Raw genomic sequence first — 21,187 nt, 5'->3', positions numbered from 1 at the left:
TAAAGGGCGCTTACCAGTCGCCCTTCCTTAGGGTATCAATCAGTTGTCCTTTGGATTTGATATCCGATCCAATTAATTCAAATGAATATTGATCGGCAGGTTGTACTGGGATTTCACTGTTTTTCCATGCAACTTTGCGGGTATCCATTTCGGCATAATTTTGAAGACGCGAATTGCTTCCCTGTCGCATTCCGGGCATCCGGGCATTCCTTTGTAGACCGTAACATCTGAAAGTGTTCCATCCTCCAGCACAACAAACTTCATCCGTAGCTTAAACGACATTCCCATTTCCTTAAGCACTTCGGGAACCTGAAAATTTTCAGCTAAAAATTTCATCAGTGCACTTCGACCACCCGGAAATTCTGCTTCTTCATCCACGTGGGAATAAATCATCGCAGGATCCGGATCAAAGCGACGAATTACACTTCCCTGACTTTTCATCCTTTCCACACTAAATTCATTAATCGGAATGGAGTTGGCGTACCTGATAAAATCTACTGCCAATTCAACCGGTTCATTATAAGCATACCACACATTTGTGCTCCATCCTTCGCCTGTAGGTTGTGAAATTTCGTTCCTCTCCGGTTTTCCGAATTCCCGTTCAAATACCGGTGAGAAATTCTTTGGCCAATTTTTAAGACTAAACTCCCGAAGTTTATGAATACTATCCCGTAAGTTAGCTTCTCCAATTGCCAAATTATACAATACTTCTTCGTAACTCAGGTAAACCGAATCCAATTCAGGGCGCATCCGGTCAATGGTCGCAGAATAGTTATTTATTTGGTTCAGTTTAGTCCTATTCTCTTCTATAACCAATGAATACCGAACCAATTCTCCACGCAGCCACTCGTTTTGTGCTTTCCGGCTGCGTTTTTTTTCAAGTATGGTATCTTTAATCAGAATAAGTTCCTTAGGCTCCATAATCTCCTTTGGGAGCTCTGTTGCCGACTGCTTTTCCTGAAAACGATCTATCTCTGCTTTCAAAGCATTCAAATTAACGAGTTTGGCGGGATCTTTTTCCAAACGGATCAATTGATTATAGGATTTTTCCACGCTTTTAAGTGCATCCTTCAGATCTGTTGCCTGCCGCTGTGTATTTCTCAACTGCGCAGATTCAAAATCCTGTTGTTTGATCAGAAGTTGAGATGCTTTTTGTGAAACTAAAACAGTAATGGAATCAACCTTCGTTTTAACCGCTGCCAATTCAGTATTCAACTGGTCATTGATCTTCTTTTTGGATTGGGCAAAAATTGAAGCTGCTGAGAACAGAAATAAAAGGAATAAAATAAAGAGTTTCATGAAAAATAATTTTACCATTCTATTCAGCGCAAACCAATTGTAACCGGCAGAATAAACCATGAGTTTACTGATTTCCCATTAATTTTTGCAGGAATCCAAAGCGGCATTGATTTTACTACCCGCTTTACTTCTGCATTGCATTCCGGACAATCAGTTATACCACCTTTTACCTGAACGTTGGAAATTGACCCTCTTTCACTCACTATGAACTGAACATACCACTTCGAACTTGGAATTCCAATCTCAACAGCTACTTCCGGATAACGGATATTTTCCGTCAAATATTTCAACATAGCTGAATTTCCTTCCGGGAACATCGCCGGTTCATCCGTAAACTCATAAACAATTGGTTCCTGTCTTTTACCAGGCCCCATATCAGGCTCAGGTTCCGATTCAAGCATTTCAAAAATTCGTTTTTCAATGCTTACAGTCCTTCCAATCTCTGGAAAAACTTTTTTATAGGCCTCTGAAAAACCATTTGGTCCTTTGGTGACATAATTCTCTCGCATCTCTTTCAGTTTTCCCTCCAATATTTTCTTCACAGCAAGCAATTCTTTCCTCATTAATTGATAACCGATTTGCATCGAATCCAGTTTGGGGGTAAGCTGCTCAAGCTGTGTTTTATGAGGTTCTATCTGATTAAATTCGGAAGAAATGTAATTTAAATAATATTCATTCTTACTAATCTCTTTCCGCAACATTTCGTTCTGCTCTTCCAACGGAAGATGGTCATAATAGGCCTTAACAGGCGGCAAACCAATATCCAAATGCGTTTTTATTATTTCTTGCATCGGATCCGTTAACAATTTGTACTCAGGTAAGACAGGAGTTTTGTCCGTTGAGATCAAAGATTTCAAATCCACACCCAACATTTCCAGGTTCTCCTTCAATTGCGTGTTTACCAGAATCAGCTCTTCTGTTGAATTCTTCTCCCCGCCCAAAATGGAAAGGTGATACATTGTTTCCCCCTTGAGTAAGGCTAATGGATACTCTTTGGTCTTAAATAATTGCGTAACTGAATCCTGCTTTTCCCAGCAACGCAAAAGATCTGCCTTTAACTGACTATTGATTTTCCGGTCAGATTGTCCCAAAACCAACTGGCTCAGCAAAAAGAACGATACTGCGATAACAATCTTATTCATAAAATCATTCCAATTGAAATTTAACTGGCAAAATAAAATAAGACTTCACCGCTTTCCCATTATTCTTACCGGGAATCCAAAGCGGCATTGTTTTGGCCATACGGATTGCCTCCGTATCGCACTCTTTACAACCGGGAATACCTCTTGCAATTTTAACATCAGAAATCTCCCCCGTTTCAGAAACCACGAATTTCAAATACACTTTCCCCTGTACTCCGGCTTCTTTCATTGATTCAGGGTAACGCAAGTTTTTGGAAATAAACGTTTTCAAAGCTTCGCTCCCACCCGGAAAACTTGCGGGTTCCTCCACATAATCATATACTACCTCCTGATCTTTTGGCTCGACCGGCGGAGCTATTACCATATCGTAAGTACCATCACCCCATCCTGCTTTAGTCATTTCAACTTCCTGGATCATTTCTTCCGGCGAAGGTGGAAATGCATCATAGAAGACTTTTTTGTAGGCATCAGAGAATCCACGCGGTCCTTTTTCGATATATTCTGCCCGCAATGCGTCGAGTTTACTTTCCAACTTAGCTCCTTTGATTTTGAATTCATCCGTTACCGCTTTATAGTAACGAGACAAGGAATCCATTTTCGGAAAAAAGGCAAGTAATTTTTCCATATTCGACTCCAAGTTCTCCTGGTGGATAGCGTTGTCCTTCGAATGCGTTTTATATTCGCTGATTTTTTCGGTCAGCATGACATTTTGCTCCTTTCGTTTGAGGCCCTCCAAATAAAGCCTGTTTGATACCTTATCAAATTTCACCTCTGTTCTCATTATTTCCTTAAGCGGCCTGATAAATTCCCGGTACCTTGGGAATTCTTTTCTATTGGGATCATCCTTCGGGATTATAGCATAAGGATTAAATCCCAGCTCTTCCAACTGACTGATGAATTCAATAGTTTTGTCAACTGATTTCACAGCCCGCCGTTCTTCGTTGGACAACAAATCCATCTTTCCATTTGTCACTCTTTTGAGCGAATCAAATTCCCGCTTTGTTTGCGAGAAAACAGCAAAAGCGGAATCTTGTTTTTGTTGTTCCGAAGCGAACTCAGCCAAGAGTCGCTTATTCAATTTCTTTGCGGATTGCCCGTAACTAAACGAATAAATTATAATTACAAGCAGAAATAGTAGATTTTTCATAGCTATAGTTTAAATTGAACAGGGAGATTGAAAACGGAGTTCACCGCTTTGCCCTTGACCTTACCCGGAATCCAGGCAGGCATTCCTTTTACAACGCGAATTGCTTCCTTATCACATTCCGGACAATCGGGGATTCCCCGCATGATTTTCACATTTGAAATCCTCCCTTTATCTGAAACAACAAATTTCAGAAATACTTTTCCGGAAATCCCGGCTTCTTTGGCAAACGAAGGATAAACAATATTCTCTGCCAGGTATTTCTTCAAAGCATCATAACCTCCCGGAAATATTGCCGGTTCGTCAACGATTTCGTAAATCTCAGGTTCCTGAACAGGGATACTTGACTCTTTCTGCACCGGTACAGCATCATAATCGCCTTCACTTTCGATTGTTCCATCCATTACAATATCACCATTCTCCCTTGGAGGAAGCGGATGAATATCCGGAAAAGCTTCTCTATACGCGAACGAGAATCCTTCCGGACCTTTCAAGCGGTAATTCTCACGAAGTACATCAAGTTCCTTCTCCAACTGCGCTTTTCTTGGCAGCAGATCTTCAGTGACATACTGATATCCTATCAGAATTGAGTCCAGTTGCGGAGAAAAGCTTTGCAATTGTATCCGTGCTGCTTCATTTTTCCTGAAACCGGATGCGTTCAACGCCGCCTTATCCCGGTACTCCACAAGCTTCTGCCCCCACAATTGATTTTGCTCCTTTGTTTTAGCTTTTTCAAGATTTTCGTTATTTAAAACCACCTCAAAGCGTTCTTTTGTTTTCAGCGAGCCCTTGATCGGTTTTATAAAATCAGAGTAATCCTTCAGTGCATTCAACTCTTTGAAATCCATATCCGGATACCTGCCCAGGCTCTTTAACGTATTCAGTGAGGAGGAAACAGAACTGTAGGTTTCCCTGATCGATCTTGCCGCTTCAGACAATTTTTGCAGTTTAATGTACACGCTTTCTTTCACACTGTCCAGTTCCCGGTACGATCGAAGGAAAACCGAATGGCAGGAATCCTGTTTCTGCTGCTCCACAGCCAGTTCAGCACGCAACTGCTTATTCAATTCCTTTGCAGATTGAGCACCTGCAGGCAGTGACGTAAAGAGGACTAAAAACAGGCTTATATTGATTGAGATACGCATGGTGATTCCTTGAAATTTAGACATTTAAATTGATTGACCCTGCTAAGATATAAAAAACAAAGGGAAGACTATTTCCAGTCTCCCCTTCCTTGATTAAACGAACAGATTTATTTACTCTGATCTAGTTTTTTAACCATAGTCAGGATAGTAGCAATCCCTACCAATGGTTCATCCGTATCATCCAGCATTTCAACCAGCCATTTTACTACTCCGCGTTGAATATGCGTCTTCGGATCTTCATCATTCGGAGTGACATCCGTACTGATTTTCTCTTTACAGGTAAATCGAATGTGGATGTTTGCTCCCGCATAAACCGGTTTCGTAAAACGCAATTCATCAATACCATAGTTCAGCAACACCGGATTAATCTCGTAACTATCCACAAACAATCCTGCTGAAATACTCATGATCAGGTATCCATGCGCCACCTGCTCATCAAACATGGTTCCTGTAAAATTTGTCTCCCTTTTGTGAGCGTAGAAATTGTCTCCACTCAAAGCAGCAAATGCATCAATATCTTCAGCAGTAATTAAGCGGCTGTCGGTAATCAGCTGATCTCCCACAACCAATTCTTCATAATGCTTCTTGAAGGGATGAACGGAACTTAGATTTCCCTTTGCACCTTGCTGGAAAACCTGTGTAATCTCCGTAATGGTCGTTGGATGTCCCTGGATCGCCGTGCGCTGCATATAATGCATCACTCCGCGCTTTCCGCCCATTTCTTCACCGCCACCTGCTCGTCCCGGTCCGCCATGTGTTAACAACGGCATCGGAGATCCGTGTCCGGTACTTTCCTTTGCACAATCTTTATTCAGAACCAGGATTCGTCCGTTCACACAAGCTGCTTCAACCACAAACTCGCGTGCTTCTTTATCGTCGGCGGTCACAATCGATGTTACCAGTGAACCTTTTCCTAATTTAGTTAATTCAATTGCCTGATCCAGGTCTTTGTAAGGCATAATCGTGGATACCGGCCCGAAAGCTTCTATGTTGTGAACGTCCTGTTTGTCAAAAGGCGAATCATTCAGGAACAGGATCGGGGAAAAGAAAGCTCCTTTATCCTTATCCGCCCCAAGTACATCAAACTGATCCATGTTACCGTAAACGATTTGCTGTGATTTCGCAAGCAATTCCACATTTTCGCGCACGCGGTCAACCTGTGTTCTGTTCACCAAAGATCCCATTCGTACACCCTCCACTTTCGGATCACCGATCGTTGTAGATGCCAAACGAGCCGAAACTCCTTTCTGAACCTCTTCAACAAAATCTTCAGGAACCAGGATCCTACGAACAGCCGTACATTTCTGCCCGGCTTTGATCGTGATCTCTCGTGTGACCTCCTTCACAAAAATGTCAAACTCTTCCGTTCCCGGTGCAGCTTTCTGCCCCAAAATCATTGCATTCAGGGAATCTGCCTCCAGGTTAAACGGAACCGATTCCTCCAATAATCTCGGGTGTGCCTTTAATTTGCGCCCGGTAAATGCACTTCCGGTAAAACTTACCACATCCTGACTTATGACGTGATCGATAATTCCGCGGCCAAAACCCGAAACCAACTGTAATGCTCCTTCCGGAAGAATTTTTGAATCAATGATATCCTTCACCATTACCTCGGTGAGATAACTCGTAAACTCAGAAGGTTTCACGATCGCAGGAACACCTGCCATCAGGTTCACCGCAATTTTCTCCAGCATTCCCCAGATCGGGAAGTTAAACGCATTGATATGAATTGCTACTCCCTGTTTCGGAACCTGGATATGGTGCCCGATAAACGAACCGTTTTTAGACATTGGAGCCGCTGTTCCATCCACGTAATACGGTAAGTCCGGAAATTGTCTTCTCAAAGAAGCGTTCGCAAATAAATTCCCGATCCCACCTTCGATATCGATCCAGGAATCCACCTTTGTTGCTCCGGTCCAGGCGGAGACCTCATAATATGTTTTCTTGCGTTCCATTAAGAAAAGAGCCAATGCTTTCAGCATGCGCCCACGCTCCTGGAAAGTCATTTTGCGCAGGACCTTCCCACCAACAGTTCTCCCGTAATTAAGCACAGCTTCATAATCCAATCCGGCGCTCGAAACAGAACCGATCTGATCACCGGTAATCGCATTGTAGATCTTTTGTTCCTCACCTTCACCGGCAACCCACTGGCCGCATATATAATTCTTTACTTGTATCATTTTATCCCTATGAAATTTCATTTCAAATATACAACGCTCAATCAGGACGGTTGCAAAACAGTGTAATTTCTTTCCAAATAATCTTCCGATTGAACCAAATATAAGCTTGCTTGTACAGAATCCTGAGAATTGAAAAGTTCATTTGGGGTTAATGCAGGCTTTATTTTAGCGTAACATTCCATAGAATCAATCATTTCTTTCGTTTAATTGATAATTCAGGTACTTAAAACGTGTTTTGAAACATTTTGATAAAAAAGGCAACTCATTTCACTAAAAGGATTGAAACTAATTAAAACCTTTTTAGTATGTTTGAGGCTTAAACATGTAAAAAGTTTCAATAAAGACTAAATTATGAGCAAGACAAAAACAGGAGGAGGTTTTTCATCATTAGTTGCCTCATTATCTATTGCAATTGCATTAGGAATTGGATTTCTTATCTATTATTTCATTTTAGGAGATCCGTCAAACTTCGTGAATAACGATCCAAATGAACATCCGATTGAAGGAAATGTATTAGGAATTGTTTACAAAGGTGGTATTATCGTACCTTTCCTAATGGCGGTAAACCTTATCGTGATTATTTTCTCTGTTGAGCGTTTCATCAGCATTTCAAAAACAAAAGGACGTGGAAACATCAACAAATTTGTAGAAAACATCAAATCTTTATTGGATGCTAACGATTTAGAAGGCGCTATCGAAGAGTGTGATAAACAAAAAGGATCTTTGGCTAACGTTATCAGATCTGGTTTGGAAAAATACGAATCTGTTAAAAGCGATCCTTCTTTGACTAAAGAAGAAAAATCAGAAATCATCAAACAAGAAATCGACGAGGCAATCGCGTTGGAGTTACCAATGTTATCCAAAAACCTTGTAATTATTTCAACGTGTGTATCAGTTGGTACATTGATCGGTTTGATCGGAACAGTAATCGGGATGATCCGTTCGTTCTCTGCAATGGGACAAGGTACTCCGGATACTACAAAATTATCGATTGGTATCTCTGAAGCCTTGATCAATACGTTCTTAGGTATCTTCGCATCTACCATTGCAACTATCCTTTACAACTTCTTCAACACGAAGATCGATCAAATGACACACGCAATGGATGAGGCTGGATTTGCTATCGTTCAGAACTTCAATGCAAATAACAACTAATATCCGTTTAAACGGTATAAAATATTAAGGAATGGCAGAAATTAAAACATCCAAAGGATCCCCATCCATCGACATGACGCCGATGGTGGATTTGGCTTTCCTCTTGGTTACTTTCTTCATGCTTGCAGCAACATTCCGTACAGATGAACCAGTTGATGTTTCTATTCCATCGTCCATCGGAGAAAAAGATATTCCCGAAAAGACGTTGATATTAGTGACTGTTGATAAAGGAGGTCGTATTTTCTTTTCCTGTACAGGAGAAGAGGTGCGTAGAAAAGTGCTTACCCAAATGGCTGCTAAGTACAAAGTTCCATTGAGCGAAGACAATATGAAGGAATTCGTAAGAATTACGAGTATTGGCTGTTCTATGAATCAACTTCCCCAATATCTTTCATTGGACGGTGCAGGAAGAAAGGCATTCCCTACTGAGGTCGGGATTCCTTCTGACAGTTTGCACAATGAATTGAAAGACTGGATCAATTTCGCGAACCGCGAAATGCTTGATTACGGAAAGAAAATGTTCGAAGAAGAAAGTTCGAAACAAGGTAAAGGTCAGGAGCCCTTAAAGGCAGAGGATTATAAACCGAAGTTTGTATTGAAAGCAGCAATGGATGCGGAGTACGTGCGTGTTAAAAGCGCTATCGAAACCTTCCGTGATCTGAACCTGAACAACTTGAACTTCATTACTTCGCAAGAAGCATCAGCAGTAGTTAAATAAAATAACAGGAAAAGATGGCAGAATTAGCACAAGATGACGGAGGAGGCAAAAAAGGAGGTGGTAAAAAACGTCCTAAGAAAGCACCTGCGCGTATCGATATGACTCCCATGGTGGATTTAGGTTTCCTGTTGTTGACTTTCTTCGTATTGACTTCAACATTTGCGAAACCAAAGGTAATGAGCCTGGTATACCCAGCTAAAGAGCAGGAACCGCCTGATCCAAAGGATCCATCTCGTTTAGTAAATAACGCGATTACATTTATCGTATCTGATGATCGTTTGTTTTACTACAAAGGCGAGTTTCACCCAGAGGGAAACAAGGACGGTGAACCTCCTACACAGTTGACCGAAACGGATTTTGGTCCGACTGGTCTTAGAAAACTTCTTGTAGAAGAGAATAAATTTGTTCTGATGAAGAAAGTAGAACTGGACGGAAAACTGCAGCGTAATCAAATTGCAGATTCAATTTACAAGAGAAATTTGAATGAGGCAAAAAAAGATAAGAGAGCGCTGAAAGTTTTGGTAAAAACGGATATGAAGGCCAAGACGAGAAACTTTATTGATGTAATTGATGAGTTGTATATTGCATCTGTCGGGGTAATTGCTCCGGTAGATATCATGAACAGCGAACAGGCATTGTTAGACAAAGCATTAAATAAATAGATATGTTAATAACAATCGTAATTCTATTAGTAGCAGGTATTTCGTTATACGAGTACTTCAGCTCTAAAACCTGGCAGCAAGTAACATCTGACGAGCGTAATGAGATCGTTTTTGAGGACCGCAACCACGAATACGGTGCGTACCAGATCCGAACGAATTACAGCCGCAACCTGATACTTGTTATGGCCGGTGTGATCCTGTTCATTGGAACGACTTTCGGAATTTATAAGTTAATTATGAACCTTCCGGAAGAAAAACCAAAAGAAGTTCCTTTGGATTTAACAGCATTTGCTGTTGATGCTCCTTTGGAAGAGGAAATCATTGAACCTCTTGAGCCGGAAATCCCGCCAATGGAAAAAACCGTTCAGTTCCTACCTCCTGTGGTAACAGATGACGAAGTCGATACTCCTCCGGTAACTCAAACGGATGTGGAGGACACGAAGGCTTCAACTGAGACCAATGAGAACGAAGGCGATCCGTTTGCAAAGGTAGATCCGACTCCTCCAAAACCGAAAGAGGAAAAGGTAGAGAAAAAAGAGGAAGTAATTTACGAATTCGTAGATGAACCGGCAGATTTCCCCGGAGGTCGTGCAGCTCTTTTGAAGTACCTGAGTGAAAACATTCACTACCCGCAGGTTGCCCAGGAAATGGGAATCCAGGGAAAATGTTACATCCAGTTTGTCGTAAGTGAGAATGGTTATATCTCCAACGTAAAATTGAAAAAAGGTGTAACTGACTGTCCTGAATGTGACGCAGAAGCAATCCGTGTTGTAAAAGGAATGCCGAAATGGTCACCAGGAAAGAACAACGGAAAACCGGTGAACAGTATCTTCTCCCTTCCGGTAACATTCAAATTGAATTAATTTCATTATTCTTAAATAGTCCCCCTCAGCTATGCCGAGGGGGATTTTTCGCATTAACATGTATAAAAACATCACACATATTGTTGCAGGTTTCATGATCATCATGTGTTTAGTCATGACTTATTACCTGCTATTCACAGATTTGTTTATCGAAAAAATCTACGGGTTCAAACGCAATGCATTTATTGTTCTGCTGCTCGGTTATGCCGCGTACAGAGCATTTCGTTTATATACGACAATCAAAAAAGACAGAGAAGAAAAATAGGACTATGAAAAAACTGGTTATTTTAAGTCTGATCCTTGTTTTGGGAGTTCAGTTCGGGTGTAATACCAATCAACAGGTTGATGACACCCCTCGTCGTGGTAAGAAAACAATGTATCTGGATGAATCATTCAAACCACTTATCAAAACCGCATCAGATGTATTCTCAGGAATCTATCCGGATGCTGAACTGAACCTGGTATACACCAGCGAATCCGATGCCATGAAAGCATTATCCGAAGGAACCGCACGAACAATCTTCACCGGAAGAGACTACACCGACGAAGAAAGAAAATACCTGAGATCCCGAAACATTACAGTTACATCCGAGATCATTGCCCATGATGCAATCACCTTCATTGTTAACCTTGGAAATACAGACACCCTGCTTACCCAGAAGCAGCTTCGTGAATTTTTATCAGGAAAAAGCACTACCTGGCCCGGATCTCAAAAACCGATAGAAATCGTATTTGACCGGGTTCAGTCGGCAAACTTCAACTACATGCTAAACTGGATCGGAACAGATTTCGGAAAACAGGTTCATGCTGCCAAAAACACGGAAGATGTAATCCAATACGTTCAGGAACATCCAAACACATTGGGTGTGATCGGGTACAATTTTATTAGTGATTTTGACGATGCAGATGTAAGAGCCAGGCTCAAAAAATTCATTGTTGTGGGAATCCAGGGAAATGAAAAATCTTACTGGAGACCATCAAAAGCAAACATAACGGAGAAAAAATACCCGTTTTGGAGACCTATCTGGGCAATTAACTCCGGGGCACCCGACGGATTAAACACCGGATTTGTAACTTTCCTGAATTCGCGCCAAGGTCAGCTTCTATTGGAAAAATGTGAGCTCGGACCCGGAAGAGGAACTCCACGGGAAATCAATTTCACCACAGAATAGCGATATCCACCTGGTTTTTAGAAAATTATCATTCAATTCCTCCCTGCTTCATTTCGCTCAATCAGGAATACATACGAGTCGATTAAAATGAAATAATCGTTAAGAAAGCATACGATTTAATCAGTTTGTACTAATTTGGCAAAGGAATTGTATAATGCACCAATACGTTGAAAAGACAAAATAACATGAACAAGTTAAAACTATTCGTTTTTGCACTGAGTTTAGGAACAGCCGCACAGGCTCAAACATTGCAGGACGCAAACAAAAAAACGGAAAATGAGCGTTATGATTTAGCGCGTAAAGAATATCAAAAATTAATTCAGGCTGATCCGAACAGTGTGGAGAACGCATTCTTTTTTGGGAATTTCTATGCAATCATCGGAGAAAAAGATTCGGCTATTACCATGTGGAGAAAAGCAGGAACAATCAACCTGGAAGACAAATTAGGAATGGTCTCCGCTGCAAAAGCACTTTACTTTCAAGGTGACACTACAACTGCAGGTCAGCAATTCTGTGAAATCATCAAAAAAACAAAGCGCAAAAACCCGGTAGTTCTTCACCGTATTGCCGAGACTTATGCAACAGGGCCAGTGAAAAACCTGAAGGTGGCAGAAGCTTATTTGCGTGATGCTGTTCGTTTAGACCCGAAAAACCTGGATGCATACGTTTTATTGGGAGATGTTTTGTTAGCTCAAAGCAATGCCAACGCAACTGCTGCAACAGAACAATACAATAATGCATTGGCTATTGACCCGAATTCAGCAAGAGTGATTGTACGCAAAGCACAAATTTATCAGCGCGTTCAAAATTACAAGCTGGCGAACGAAGAATACAAAAAAGCACAGGCTGCCGACCCGAACTATGCACCTGCATACAGAGAAAATGCAGAGTTGAACATCCTGTTCGACCAATATGCCGCTGCGATCGAATCGTGGGAAAAGTATTTGAAATTGAACGACACGGATGAAGCACGTTACCGTTACGCAAGTTCATTGTTCGGAGCAAAGCAATATTGTAACGCTTTATCTCAAATCGAGCAAATTGAAAAACATGGTTTCGTGAATTTGTATACGAAACGTATGTTATACTATTCTTTGTACGAATGCAATGAATCCGCTGACAGCTTGCGATATGTTCAGGCTTTGAATGAAAGCGAAAATTTCCTGAAAATCGTTCCTAAAGAAAAGATCATTTCATCCGACTATAAATACCGTGGAATGATCTACGACAAATTAGGTCAGGAAGACAAAACGGTCGAACAATATTATTTAGCTGCTGCAATAGATACTGCAAAAGCTTCCGAATACCTTACTGATATTGCGAAGTTGTATGCTGAAAAGAAAAACTATCCGAAACTGATAGAAGTATATACAAAGAAAATGAATCAGTACCCGGCTAAAATGCAGGCTATCGAATATTACGATTTTGGTAGAGCTTACTATTTCGGTCCAAAAGACTACAAAATGGCAGATTCGATCTTCGGACGTTTGGTGGAAACATCACCTACATTCCCCGGAGGACATTTCTGGCAGGCACGTGCACGTGTTCAGCTGGATCTTACGAATAAGCCTAAAAAGTATTTGGCACAGCCTCAATATGAAAGCTTCTTAGCTGCACTTACTCCTGAGGATATTGCTACAGGTTCTTATAAGTCTTACATCATTGAAGCTTCCAAGTATCTTGGAGATTACTATGTAAACTCCCCGATGAAGGATAAAGCAAAAGCAGACGCTATGTGGAACAAAGTTCTGGAGCTAGACCCGAACGACGCACAAGCTAAAGCATACTTTAAAAAGTAAATCTGAAAGAATAGATAATCGAATCCCTTTCACTTATGTGGAAGGGATTTTTGTTTGATCCAATTCAAAAGTTTTATAGAGCTATATAGGTACTCAATTAAAACCACAGTAGTGCACATAGAAAACATAGGAAGGAAAGACGGGTGAATAACATTTCTTGTTCTTTTTGGAGACACTAAAATGCTATCTGACCTATGCGCCTTCGCTGATCACATGTCGCCAATAGCTTATGCTTACGCCGGAGCTTCAGCATAGGCGCATAGCGATGGCACAAGCTTCTGCGTAAGTGTTGTAACTATGTGGTAAAAAAAAGTCCGGACGTATTGCCCGGACCTATCAATTATTATTAAAGTAAAATTACTTTTTCCCGATAGTCATTGCTTCATTCCATCTCAAAGGAACAATTGTTTTCTCGAGCTTCACTTGTGTGCTTTCCTGGAACACCCCGTTAAACAAAAGCCACATTTCAACCATTTGCATATCATTCTTGGAACCACCTTCCATTTTAGTCCAGACAGCTGTAATGGATTCTGTTTTTCCTTTCTCAATGGCAACTACATCTGCTTTAGTTTTTGCGGTAGCATAGACATTTCCGTCAGGCATTCTCATCGAAATTTTTGCCGGTGAAACAAAACCAATTCCTTCTCCGTTGTAAGTCACGTTGAATTTCACATCCGTTCTTGCCGATGTTTTAGAGGAATTAACCAAAGTCACCTTAAAGTTTTCAGCAACAAATTCATTGGATGAAATAGGCAGTTTGAATTCCGGAGACTTTGACGCATCTTTTAAGCGCACTTTATAGAACCCATCACATACAAAATTGAAAGCGCGGGCATCGTTTAATCCTGTTCCTGTTGCACGCAGAATTCTTTTCTTGTTGTCGTAAGGCGGGATTAATAATTTATCCTCTTTGAAATCCAATGGCTTTCCTCCAAGTTCGAATTTCCCCTCTTCGGGAAGATACAAGACCCAGTCATTCGTTTTATTGATGATCGTCATTCTGAACTTGACCTCCTTTGCGAGTGCCACAATATTATCGATCTCTACTTTGTAATTATCCGTTTCGAATGTGGTGTCATTATAGTACACTTTTTCATACTGGCCAAAAACAGTTCCCGAAAGAGCCATTGTTCCCAGGAAACCAGCCATCATTAATACTTTCATAGGTTATAAATTTAAATTTTCGCCAAACTTACCAAATTCGTGCCAATCCACTTTCATTTAAGGTTTGCTTACGGATAAATTACCGTTAATCAGCTTAAAAACAAACTCCTATATTCTTTAAATCTCTGCAAGCTACCGTTAAGTAAGGCATTTCGACAGATAAAATTCTTTTAAAAAAAGGTATTCAATTAGTGATTAGATTAGAATATAGTAAAACCAAAAAGGCCTATTGGAATTACGTTTAGCTAGATAATAAACTTAAAAAAACCAAATCATGGTACTTACACTTTCAATCATGTTAATCATCGTAGCATTCTCGCTGTATGATTATTTCTCTTCCAGATCCTGGCAAATGGTTACTTCAAGAGAACGCAATGAAACCGTATTCGAAAACCGCAACAAGGAATATGGCGCATACAAAATCCGGAAAGATTACGACAAACGGATTATCCTGATCTTCCTGGGAGTCACACTTGGAATCGGTGGATTATGGGGAGCATCCAACCTGTTCAAACCGCTCGAACAAAGAAAAGATCCTATAATAGTAACACAAAACTGGACTACCGAGTTGTATAAAGATGATGTGAAGGAGCCGGAAATTCCCGAGCCGGAAGTTGAACAACCTGAAGCTCCGTCCATGCAGGAAATCATCGCATTCCGTGAACCGGTTGTTAGCGACAAGGAAATAGATAATAAAATCACTCCTCCGGAGCCGGACAAGAACATTGGTCTTGAACAACAAAAGGGAGATGGTAAATCCATTTGGGATAATCCTGTAATTGTACCTCCGGGTAAAGGAACAGGTGGAGGAACAACAATTGAGATTCCAAAAATCAAAGAACCGGTTGATGTGGTTGATGAACCAGCGCAGTTTCCGGGCGGGATGGATGCTTTGCGTGCTTTCATAGCGGAAAACATCGATATTAATTCCATTGATGGAACAGCTAAAGTTTCTTTGAAATTTGTAGTGGACACGGATGGAAGTATCTCTTCTGTAATCGTCACTAAAACAACCGACGATTGCAAGTCATGTGAAAAGGCGGCAATTAAAGTGGTGAAATCCATGCCGAAATGGACTCCCGGAAAAGTGAACGGTGAAGCGGTTAAAAGTTATTACAGACTTCCAATTAATATCCAATAAATAAAAATTTCTTTTTCATAGTCAAAAAGGGTGGGTATGCTTCGGCTGCCCGCCTTTTTTTGTTTGAAGAACTTAGAACTGGCTTAATTCTAAATTTTTAGGAAGTTTTGTTCAATAAAAATTGGATAAAAAAATAAAAAACGTAACTTTGCGCCCAAATTAAGGAATACACTTAAAAGGCAACAAAATGTCCAAAATTCAAGGAAAAATATCACAGGTTATCGGACCGGTTGTCGATGTAACATTCGACAAAGGCATGTCACTTCCAAACATCTATGACGCATTAGAAGTGTTCAAAACAGATGGAACAAAAGTAGTACTAGAGGTACAATCACACGTTGGAGAGAATTCAGTACGTGCGATCTCTATGGACTCCACTGACGGATTCCGTCGCGGGATGGAAGTTACTTCAACTGGAAGCGCTATTAAAATGCCAATTGGAGATCAGATCAAAGGTCGTTTGTTCAACGTAGTTGGAGAGGCGATTGATGGAATCGGAGCTGTTGACAATTCAAATGGTTTACCAATTCACCGTGAAGCACCAAGATTTGAGGATTTATCAACTGCAACTGAAGTGTTATTTACAGGTATCAAAGTAATCGACTTGATCGAGCCTTACGCAAAAGGAGGTAAAATTGGTCTATTCGGTGGTGCCGGTGTAGGTAAAACAGTATTGATCCAGGAATTGATTAACAACATCGCTAAAGGACACGGAGGTTTATCCGTATTCGCTGGTGTAGGTGAGCGTACTCGTGAGGGTAACGACTTACTACGTGAGATGTTGGAATCAGGGATTATCAAATACGGAGAAGGATTCCTTCATTCTATGGAAGAAGGTGGATGGGACTTATCCAAAGTTGATTTGAACGAAATGAAAGAGTCTAAAGCTACTTTCGTATTCGGTCAGATGAATGAGCCTCCAGGAGCTCGTGCACGTGTTGCGCTTTCCGGACTAACAATGGCAGAATATTACCGTGACGGTGATGGTGAAGGCCAAGGAAAAGATATCTTGTTCTTCGTTGACAATATCTTCCGATTCACTCAAGCTGGTTCTGAAGTATCCGCACTACTTGGTCGTATGCCTTCGGCAGTAGGTTACCAACCAACATTGGCAACTGAGATGGGTGCGATGCAAGAGCGTATTACTTCAACAAAAAGAGGATCTATTACATCTGTACAAGCGGTTTACGTACCTGCAGATGACTTAACGGATCCGGCACCGGCAAATACATTTGCTCACTTGGATGCAACAACAGTATTGTCACGTAAAATTTCCGAGTTAGGTATCTACCCTGCTGTGGATCCTTTGGATTCTACATCACGTATCCTTACTCCGACTATTTTAGGTGAAGAGCATTACAACACCGCTTCCCGTGTAAAAATCACTTTACAACGTTACAAAGAGTTACAAGATATCATCGCAATCCTTGGTATGGATGAGTTGTCTGAAGAAGATAAAATGATCGTTCACCGCGCACGCCGTGTTCAACGTTTCTTGTCTCAACCTTTCCACGTTGCTGAGCAATTTACAGGAATCCCAGGTTGTTTGGTTGACATTCAGGAAACTATCAAAGGTTTCAACATGATCCTGGACGGTGAAATGGACAAATACCCGGAAGCAGCATTCAACTTGAAAGGAAGCATCGAAGATGTGAAAATTGCAGGTGAGAAAATGTTGGCTGAAGCATAATTAAGACATCAGGACTTTAAGACATTAAGATATTAAGACTTTTTAGAACTTCCGAGAACTGAAAAGTCTTAACATCCTAAAATCCTGAAGTCTTAAAATCAAAAGAAGATGCAATTAGAAATTATAACTCCGGAAACTTTAATCTTCAAAGGTGAAGCGACTGCGGTTCAATTTCCCGGATTAGACGGATCATTCCAGGTATTGAACAATCACGCTCCGATTATCTCCGGATTAAGTGCCGGAACAATTAAAGCGGATCTGACAGAGGCTTTTAAAGTTACTGCGAAGACTAACCCTAACATTACAGCTGAAAACAACGGGAAAATCATCCATGTTGCGATCAAAGGTGGTGTTGTGGAAATGCAAAACAACAAAATTATCGTGTTAGCTGAATAATACGTAGTAATAAACCGATAAGAGGGGCTCGCCGCGGCGGGTCCTTTTTTGTTAAGGTCTGTTATAAAAACGTATTTTTGCACTAGCACATAAGATTCTTTAATTATTTTCGTTCTGTAATCATGAATCTACAGGATCAAATAGATTTGACAAACGTTCCCAAGCACATTGCCATCATTATGGATGGGAATGGACGATGGGCCAAAAAACAGGGGCAAGAGCGCCTATACGGTCATTCCTTCGGAGTTGACTCAGTTCGTGCTTCCCTGACGGCATGTAAAAATATTGGTGTCAAATATGTCACCATGTACGCTTTCTCTACAGAAAACTGGAGCAGACCCCAGGATGAAGTAGAAGGACTAATGAACCTGCTCGTTTACACGATTGCAAACGAAGTCACAGAACTGAATTCACAAAACGTTCGCTTATTAAGCATCGGTGATACTGCCGGATTGCCGGAAGATTGCCAGAATGAATTACACAACGCAATCGAGTCAACTAAAAACAACACCGGGGTAAATCTTGTTATCGCACTAAATTATAGCTCCAGGTGGGAAATTACAGAAAGCTTCAAGGAACTTGCCACCCAGGTAAAGGAGGGTAAAATTGAAGTTTCAGACTTAACACCCGAATTAATTTCTGCTACCTTATCAACCAAAAATATCCCCGACCCCGAATTACTAATCCGAACAAGTGGTGAACAACGTTTAAGCAACTTCCTCCTTTGGCAGGCGGCTTACAGTGAATTTCACTTCACACCTGTTTTATGGCCGGATTTCCGGGAGGAAGACCTGTATAAAGCAGTTCTTGATTATCAGTCAAGAGAAAGACGCTTCGGAATGGTATCCGAGCAATTATAAAAAATTCTATGAAAAACATCCTATCAATTTTATTTCTTACGTGTGCTCTTTCGTCTTTCGGACAAGTTGATCCGTCAGATACAACAGCCGTAACTCAACCAAAAGATAAAACTGATTCGATCAAATCAACCGCTACCACAATCGGCGGCGGATTGGATTTTAATTACTCCAAAACAGAAAAATACATATTAGGTCCTATCCGAATAGAAGGTGCAGACAATTTCGACCCACAAGCCATTAAATTAATTGCCGGTTTGAGACAGGGAGAAAGTATCACAATTCCTTCAGACAAAATCAGTAACGCGATTAAAAACCTTTGGAATGAAGGGCTATTCTCTCAGATTGCCATTGAAGCCGAGAAAGAAGTTGCCGGAGTCATTTACCTTGTTATTAAACTGACGCCACGTCCAAAACTTTCACGTTTCAGATTTACAGGTGTTTCGAAAAGAGAAGTTGATAAGATCCGTGAAGAAGTGGACCTGTCATCCGGGCAAACAATCACTGAGAACCTATTATTCAAGACCAAAAATAAGATCAGAGGTTATTTTCTTGAAAAAGGATTTAACAACGTACAGGTAAACATTACCCAGGTTCAGGATACGTTGATCAACAATTCCGAAATTTTCTTCATTGACATTGACAAGGGAAAAAAAGTTAAGATCAAACATATCATCTTTGACGGAAACACTTCCGTTAAGCCATGGAAGCTGCGCAGAGCGATGAAAGATACGAAGAGAAGGTCCATCATGCGGATTTTCAAACGTTCAAAATTCAATTCTACGGCTTACATCAGGGACAAAGAGGCTGTTTTGGATAAATTCAGAGCTGTCGGGCTTAGAGATGTTCGTTTCTCAGTTGACTCCGTTTACAAAATAAACAGCCGAAACCTGGGAATCTACTTAAAAGTAGAAGAAGGCCAGAAATACTATTTCGGAGACATTACATGGATTGGAAATACCAAATTCAGTTCCGGTGTTTTAGATACGATTCTAGGTATCAAATACGGGGATATTTATGATAAACCTTTATTAGATCAGCGTTTATTTCAAAGTCCTGACAACAGAGACATTACCTCCCTTTACATGGACAGAGGATATTTATTCTTCCGTGTGGAGCCTGTAGAAACCGGAGTTAAAGACAATCACATCAATTACGAAATGCGGATTATTGAGGGCAAAGAGGCACGCGTTAAGAATGTCATCATCAAAGGAAACTATAAAACAAACGAGCACGTTATCCGTCGTGAAATCCGCACAAAACCAGGTGATCTGTTTAGCCGAAACGATATTATCCGTACACAGCGTGAGTTGGCACAGCTGGGATATTTCAATGAGCAAGGATTCCAGGTAAACCCGATTCCAAATCCCCAGGACGGAACAGTGGATATCGAATACATTGTAGAAGAAAAATCAGCGGATCAAATCGAGCTTTCGGGTGGTTATGGTGCAGGACGAGTGATCGGAACCCTGGGACTTACCTTCAGTAACTTCTCTGTTAAAAACATTTTCAAACCGAATTCATGGAGTCCGCTTCCAACAGGTGACGGACAAAGACTTTCGATTCGTGCACAAACGAATGGCCGAATTTACCAGGGATATAACTTCTCTTTCACAGAACCGTGGTTAGGTGGAAAGAAACCGAATTCCTTTACTTTTTATTTGAATCACACTTCCTTTTCTTCAAGCTTGACTTTGAAGAAACGCGATCCAAGTTATTCAGGTGTCGGAATCACAGGAATGGGTGTCGGTTTGGGAAGACGTAAAAAATTCCCGGATGATTATTTCAGTGCATACTATGAGTTGGCTTACCAATACTACGATGTTCGAAATTACTCTTCTTTGTTCCCAAGCTTTAACGATGGGTATGCAAACGATATCAGTTTGAAATATTCTTTGCAGAGAAACTCGATCAACTCACCGATCTATCCGACAGAAGGATCTAAAATTTCATTTACGGCAAAAGGAACACTTCCCTACTCTCTAATGGATGGGAAAAAAGATTTCAGCACCATGTCTGCCCAGGAAACATTCAAATACCTGGAATATTATAAATTGAAATTCACATTTGAATACTATTTACCGCTTTCACCGGATAAAAAACTGGTATTGATGCCACGAATCGGTTTTGGTTACATGGGTGCATACAATGCAGCTAAAGGCTTAACTCCATTCGAACGATTCAGCATGGGAGGTAGTGGTCTTTCCGGGGTAAATCAATTTGGAGGTCGTGAGATCATTGCGCTAAGAGGATACGATGACAATGCCTTGTCTTCAAGCGGAGGAGATCCGATCCTTGCAAAATATACCATGGAATTACGCTACCCGATCTCCTTAAATCCACAAGCGACTTTCTTCGTACTTGCATTCGCGGAAGCCGGAAATACCTTTACAAGTTTCAAAACCTTCAATCCGTTTAATGTAAAACGAAGTGTTGGTGCAGGTGTGAGAATCTTCCTGCCAATGTTTGGTATGCTCGGATTGGATTATGGCTGGGGCTTCGACAAATTGGATAAACACTCTTCCGGTTACGGAGGGTCAATTGACCAATCAATCGATTCAAAAGGTTATTTCCCTAAATTCACATTCACCATCGGTATGAATCTTGGTGAGCTTTAAACAATAAAAATGTTATCTTCGTCGTTCTTTCAGATTTCGCCT

Annotated in this window: 18 protein-coding genes; 12 read left to right on the top strand and 6 right to left on the bottom strand. The window is 40.9% G+C overall.

The features are described 5' to 3' along the window. Nucleotides 1–72 precede the first annotated feature (72 nt). From K0S23_RS08760 to paaZ, 5 genes are all read right to left on the bottom strand, one after another. Nucleotides 73–1,299: an energy transducer TonB gene (locus tag K0S23_RS08760; protein ID WP_300356270.1), complete on the bottom strand. Its 1,227-nt coding sequence runs from the start codon at nt 1,297–1,299 to the stop codon at nt 73–75. A 23-nt stretch (nt 1,300–1,322) separates the two neighbouring features. After that, the gene (locus tag K0S23_RS08755) at nt 1,323–2,441 is read right to left on the bottom strand and encodes a hypothetical protein (RefSeq protein WP_300356268.1); all 1,119 of its coding nucleotides are present in this window, start codon (nt 2,439–2,441) and stop codon (nt 1,323–1,325) included. Between the two features lie 4 nt (nt 2,442–2,445). Beyond that, on the bottom strand, nt 2,446–3,588 hold the full coding sequence (locus tag K0S23_RS08750) for an energy transducer TonB (RefSeq protein ID WP_300356266.1): 1,143 nt from the start codon (nt 3,586–3,588) through the stop codon (nt 2,446–2,448). Between the two features lie 2 nt (nt 3,589–3,590). After that, on the bottom strand, nt 3,591–4,754 hold the full coding sequence (locus K0S23_RS08745; RefSeq protein ID WP_300356264.1) for an energy transducer TonB: 1,164 nt from the start codon (nt 4,752–4,754) through the stop codon (nt 3,591–3,593). An 83-nt stretch (nt 4,755–4,837) separates the two neighbouring features. Next, nucleotides 4,838–6,910, bottom strand: coding sequence for a phenylacetic acid degradation bifunctional protein PaaZ (gene paaZ / locus K0S23_RS08740; RefSeq protein ID WP_300356262.1), 2,073 nt, complete (start codon nt 6,908–6,910; stop codon nt 4,838–4,840). A gap of 351 nt (nt 6,911–7,261) precedes the next feature. Between paaZ and K0S23_RS08735 the strand changes: the two genes are divergently transcribed. The 7 genes from K0S23_RS08735 (at nt 7,262) to K0S23_RS08705 (ending at nt 13,279) form a co-directional block, all read left to right on the top strand. After that, nucleotides 7,262–8,065 (top strand): MotA/TolQ/ExbB proton channel family protein, encoded by an 804-nt coding sequence (locus K0S23_RS08735; RefSeq protein ID WP_300356261.1) that lies wholly within the window; start codon nt 7,262–7,264, stop codon nt 8,063–8,065. Nucleotides 8,066–8,096: 31 nt separating this feature from the next. Then, a complete protein-coding gene (locus K0S23_RS08730) occupies nt 8,097–8,783 on the top strand; it encodes a biopolymer transporter ExbD (protein ID WP_300356260.1) in 687 nt (228 codons plus the stop codon). A gap of 14 nt (nt 8,784–8,797) precedes the next feature. Then, nucleotides 8,798–9,445 carry a biopolymer transporter ExbD gene (locus tag K0S23_RS08725; protein WP_300356258.1) on the top strand — a complete coding sequence of 216 codons (648 nt, stop codon included), beginning with the start codon at nt 8,798–8,800 and terminating at the stop codon, nt 9,443–9,445. A 2-nt stretch (nt 9,446–9,447) separates the two neighbouring features. Next, entirely contained in the window at nt 9,448–10,308 is an 861-nt protein-coding gene (locus tag K0S23_RS08720; protein ID WP_300356256.1) for an energy transducer TonB, read from the top strand. A 58-nt stretch (nt 10,309–10,366) separates the two neighbouring features. Then, complete coding sequence (locus tag K0S23_RS08715) at nt 10,367–10,573, top strand: hypothetical protein (RefSeq protein WP_300356254.1); 207 nt, start codon at nt 10,367–10,369, stop codon at nt 10,571–10,573. 4 nt (nt 10,574–10,577) lie between these two features. Beyond that, nucleotides 10,578–11,480 (top strand): substrate-binding domain-containing protein, encoded by a 903-nt coding sequence (locus tag K0S23_RS08710; protein ID WP_300356252.1) that lies wholly within the window; start codon nt 10,578–10,580, stop codon nt 11,478–11,480. Between the two features lie 185 nt (nt 11,481–11,665). Beyond that, nucleotides 11,666–13,279, top strand: a complete 1,614-nt coding sequence (locus tag K0S23_RS08705; protein ID WP_300356251.1) for a tetratricopeptide repeat protein — start codon at nt 11,666–11,668, stop codon at nt 13,277–13,279. 357 nt (nt 13,280–13,636) lie between these two features. Here the strand turns inward: K0S23_RS08705 and K0S23_RS08700 are convergent, their stop codons facing one another. Further along, the gene (locus tag K0S23_RS08700) at nt 13,637–14,443 is read right to left on the bottom strand and encodes a hypothetical protein (RefSeq protein WP_300356249.1); all 807 of its coding nucleotides are present in this window, start codon (nt 14,441–14,443) and stop codon (nt 13,637–13,639) included. A 274-nt stretch (nt 14,444–14,717) separates the two neighbouring features. Between K0S23_RS08700 and K0S23_RS08695 the strand changes: the two genes are divergently transcribed. The 5 genes from K0S23_RS08695 to bamA all read left to right on the top strand — a co-directional run bounded on the left by K0S23_RS08695 (nt 14,718) and on the right by bamA (nt 21,145). Then, the gene (locus tag K0S23_RS08695) at nt 14,718–15,584 is read left to right on the top strand and encodes an energy transducer TonB (RefSeq protein ID WP_300356247.1); all 867 of its coding nucleotides are present in this window, start codon (nt 14,718–14,720) and stop codon (nt 15,582–15,584) included. Nucleotides 15,585–15,771: 187 nt separating this feature from the next. Further along, nucleotides 15,772–17,274 carry a F0F1 ATP synthase subunit beta gene (gene atpD, locus K0S23_RS08690; protein ID WP_300356246.1) on the top strand — a complete coding sequence of 501 codons (1,503 nt, stop codon included), beginning with the start codon at nt 15,772–15,774 and terminating at the stop codon, nt 17,272–17,274. Nucleotides 17,275–17,382: 108 nt separating this feature from the next. After that, nucleotides 17,383–17,670: a F0F1 ATP synthase subunit epsilon gene (locus K0S23_RS08685; protein WP_300356244.1), complete on the top strand. Its 288-nt coding sequence runs from the start codon at nt 17,383–17,385 to the stop codon at nt 17,668–17,670. Between the two features lie 122 nt (nt 17,671–17,792). Then, the gene (locus tag K0S23_RS08680) at nt 17,793–18,530 is read left to right on the top strand and encodes an isoprenyl transferase (protein ID WP_300356243.1); all 738 of its coding nucleotides are present in this window, start codon (nt 17,793–17,795) and stop codon (nt 18,528–18,530) included. Nucleotides 18,531–18,538: 8 nt separating this feature from the next. Further along, complete coding sequence (gene bamA, locus K0S23_RS08675; protein ID WP_300356241.1) at nt 18,539–21,145, top strand: outer membrane protein assembly factor BamA; 2,607 nt, start codon at nt 18,539–18,541, stop codon at nt 21,143–21,145. Nucleotides 21,146–21,187: the final 42 nt, after the last annotated feature.

The sequence above is a fragment of the Fluviicola sp. genome, from assembly GCF_029266855.1.
Taxonomy (GTDB): domain Bacteria; phylum Bacteroidota; class Bacteroidia; order Flavobacteriales_D; family Crocinitomicaceae; genus Fluviicola.
This window is presented reverse-complemented; position numbering and strand designations above follow the sequence as displayed.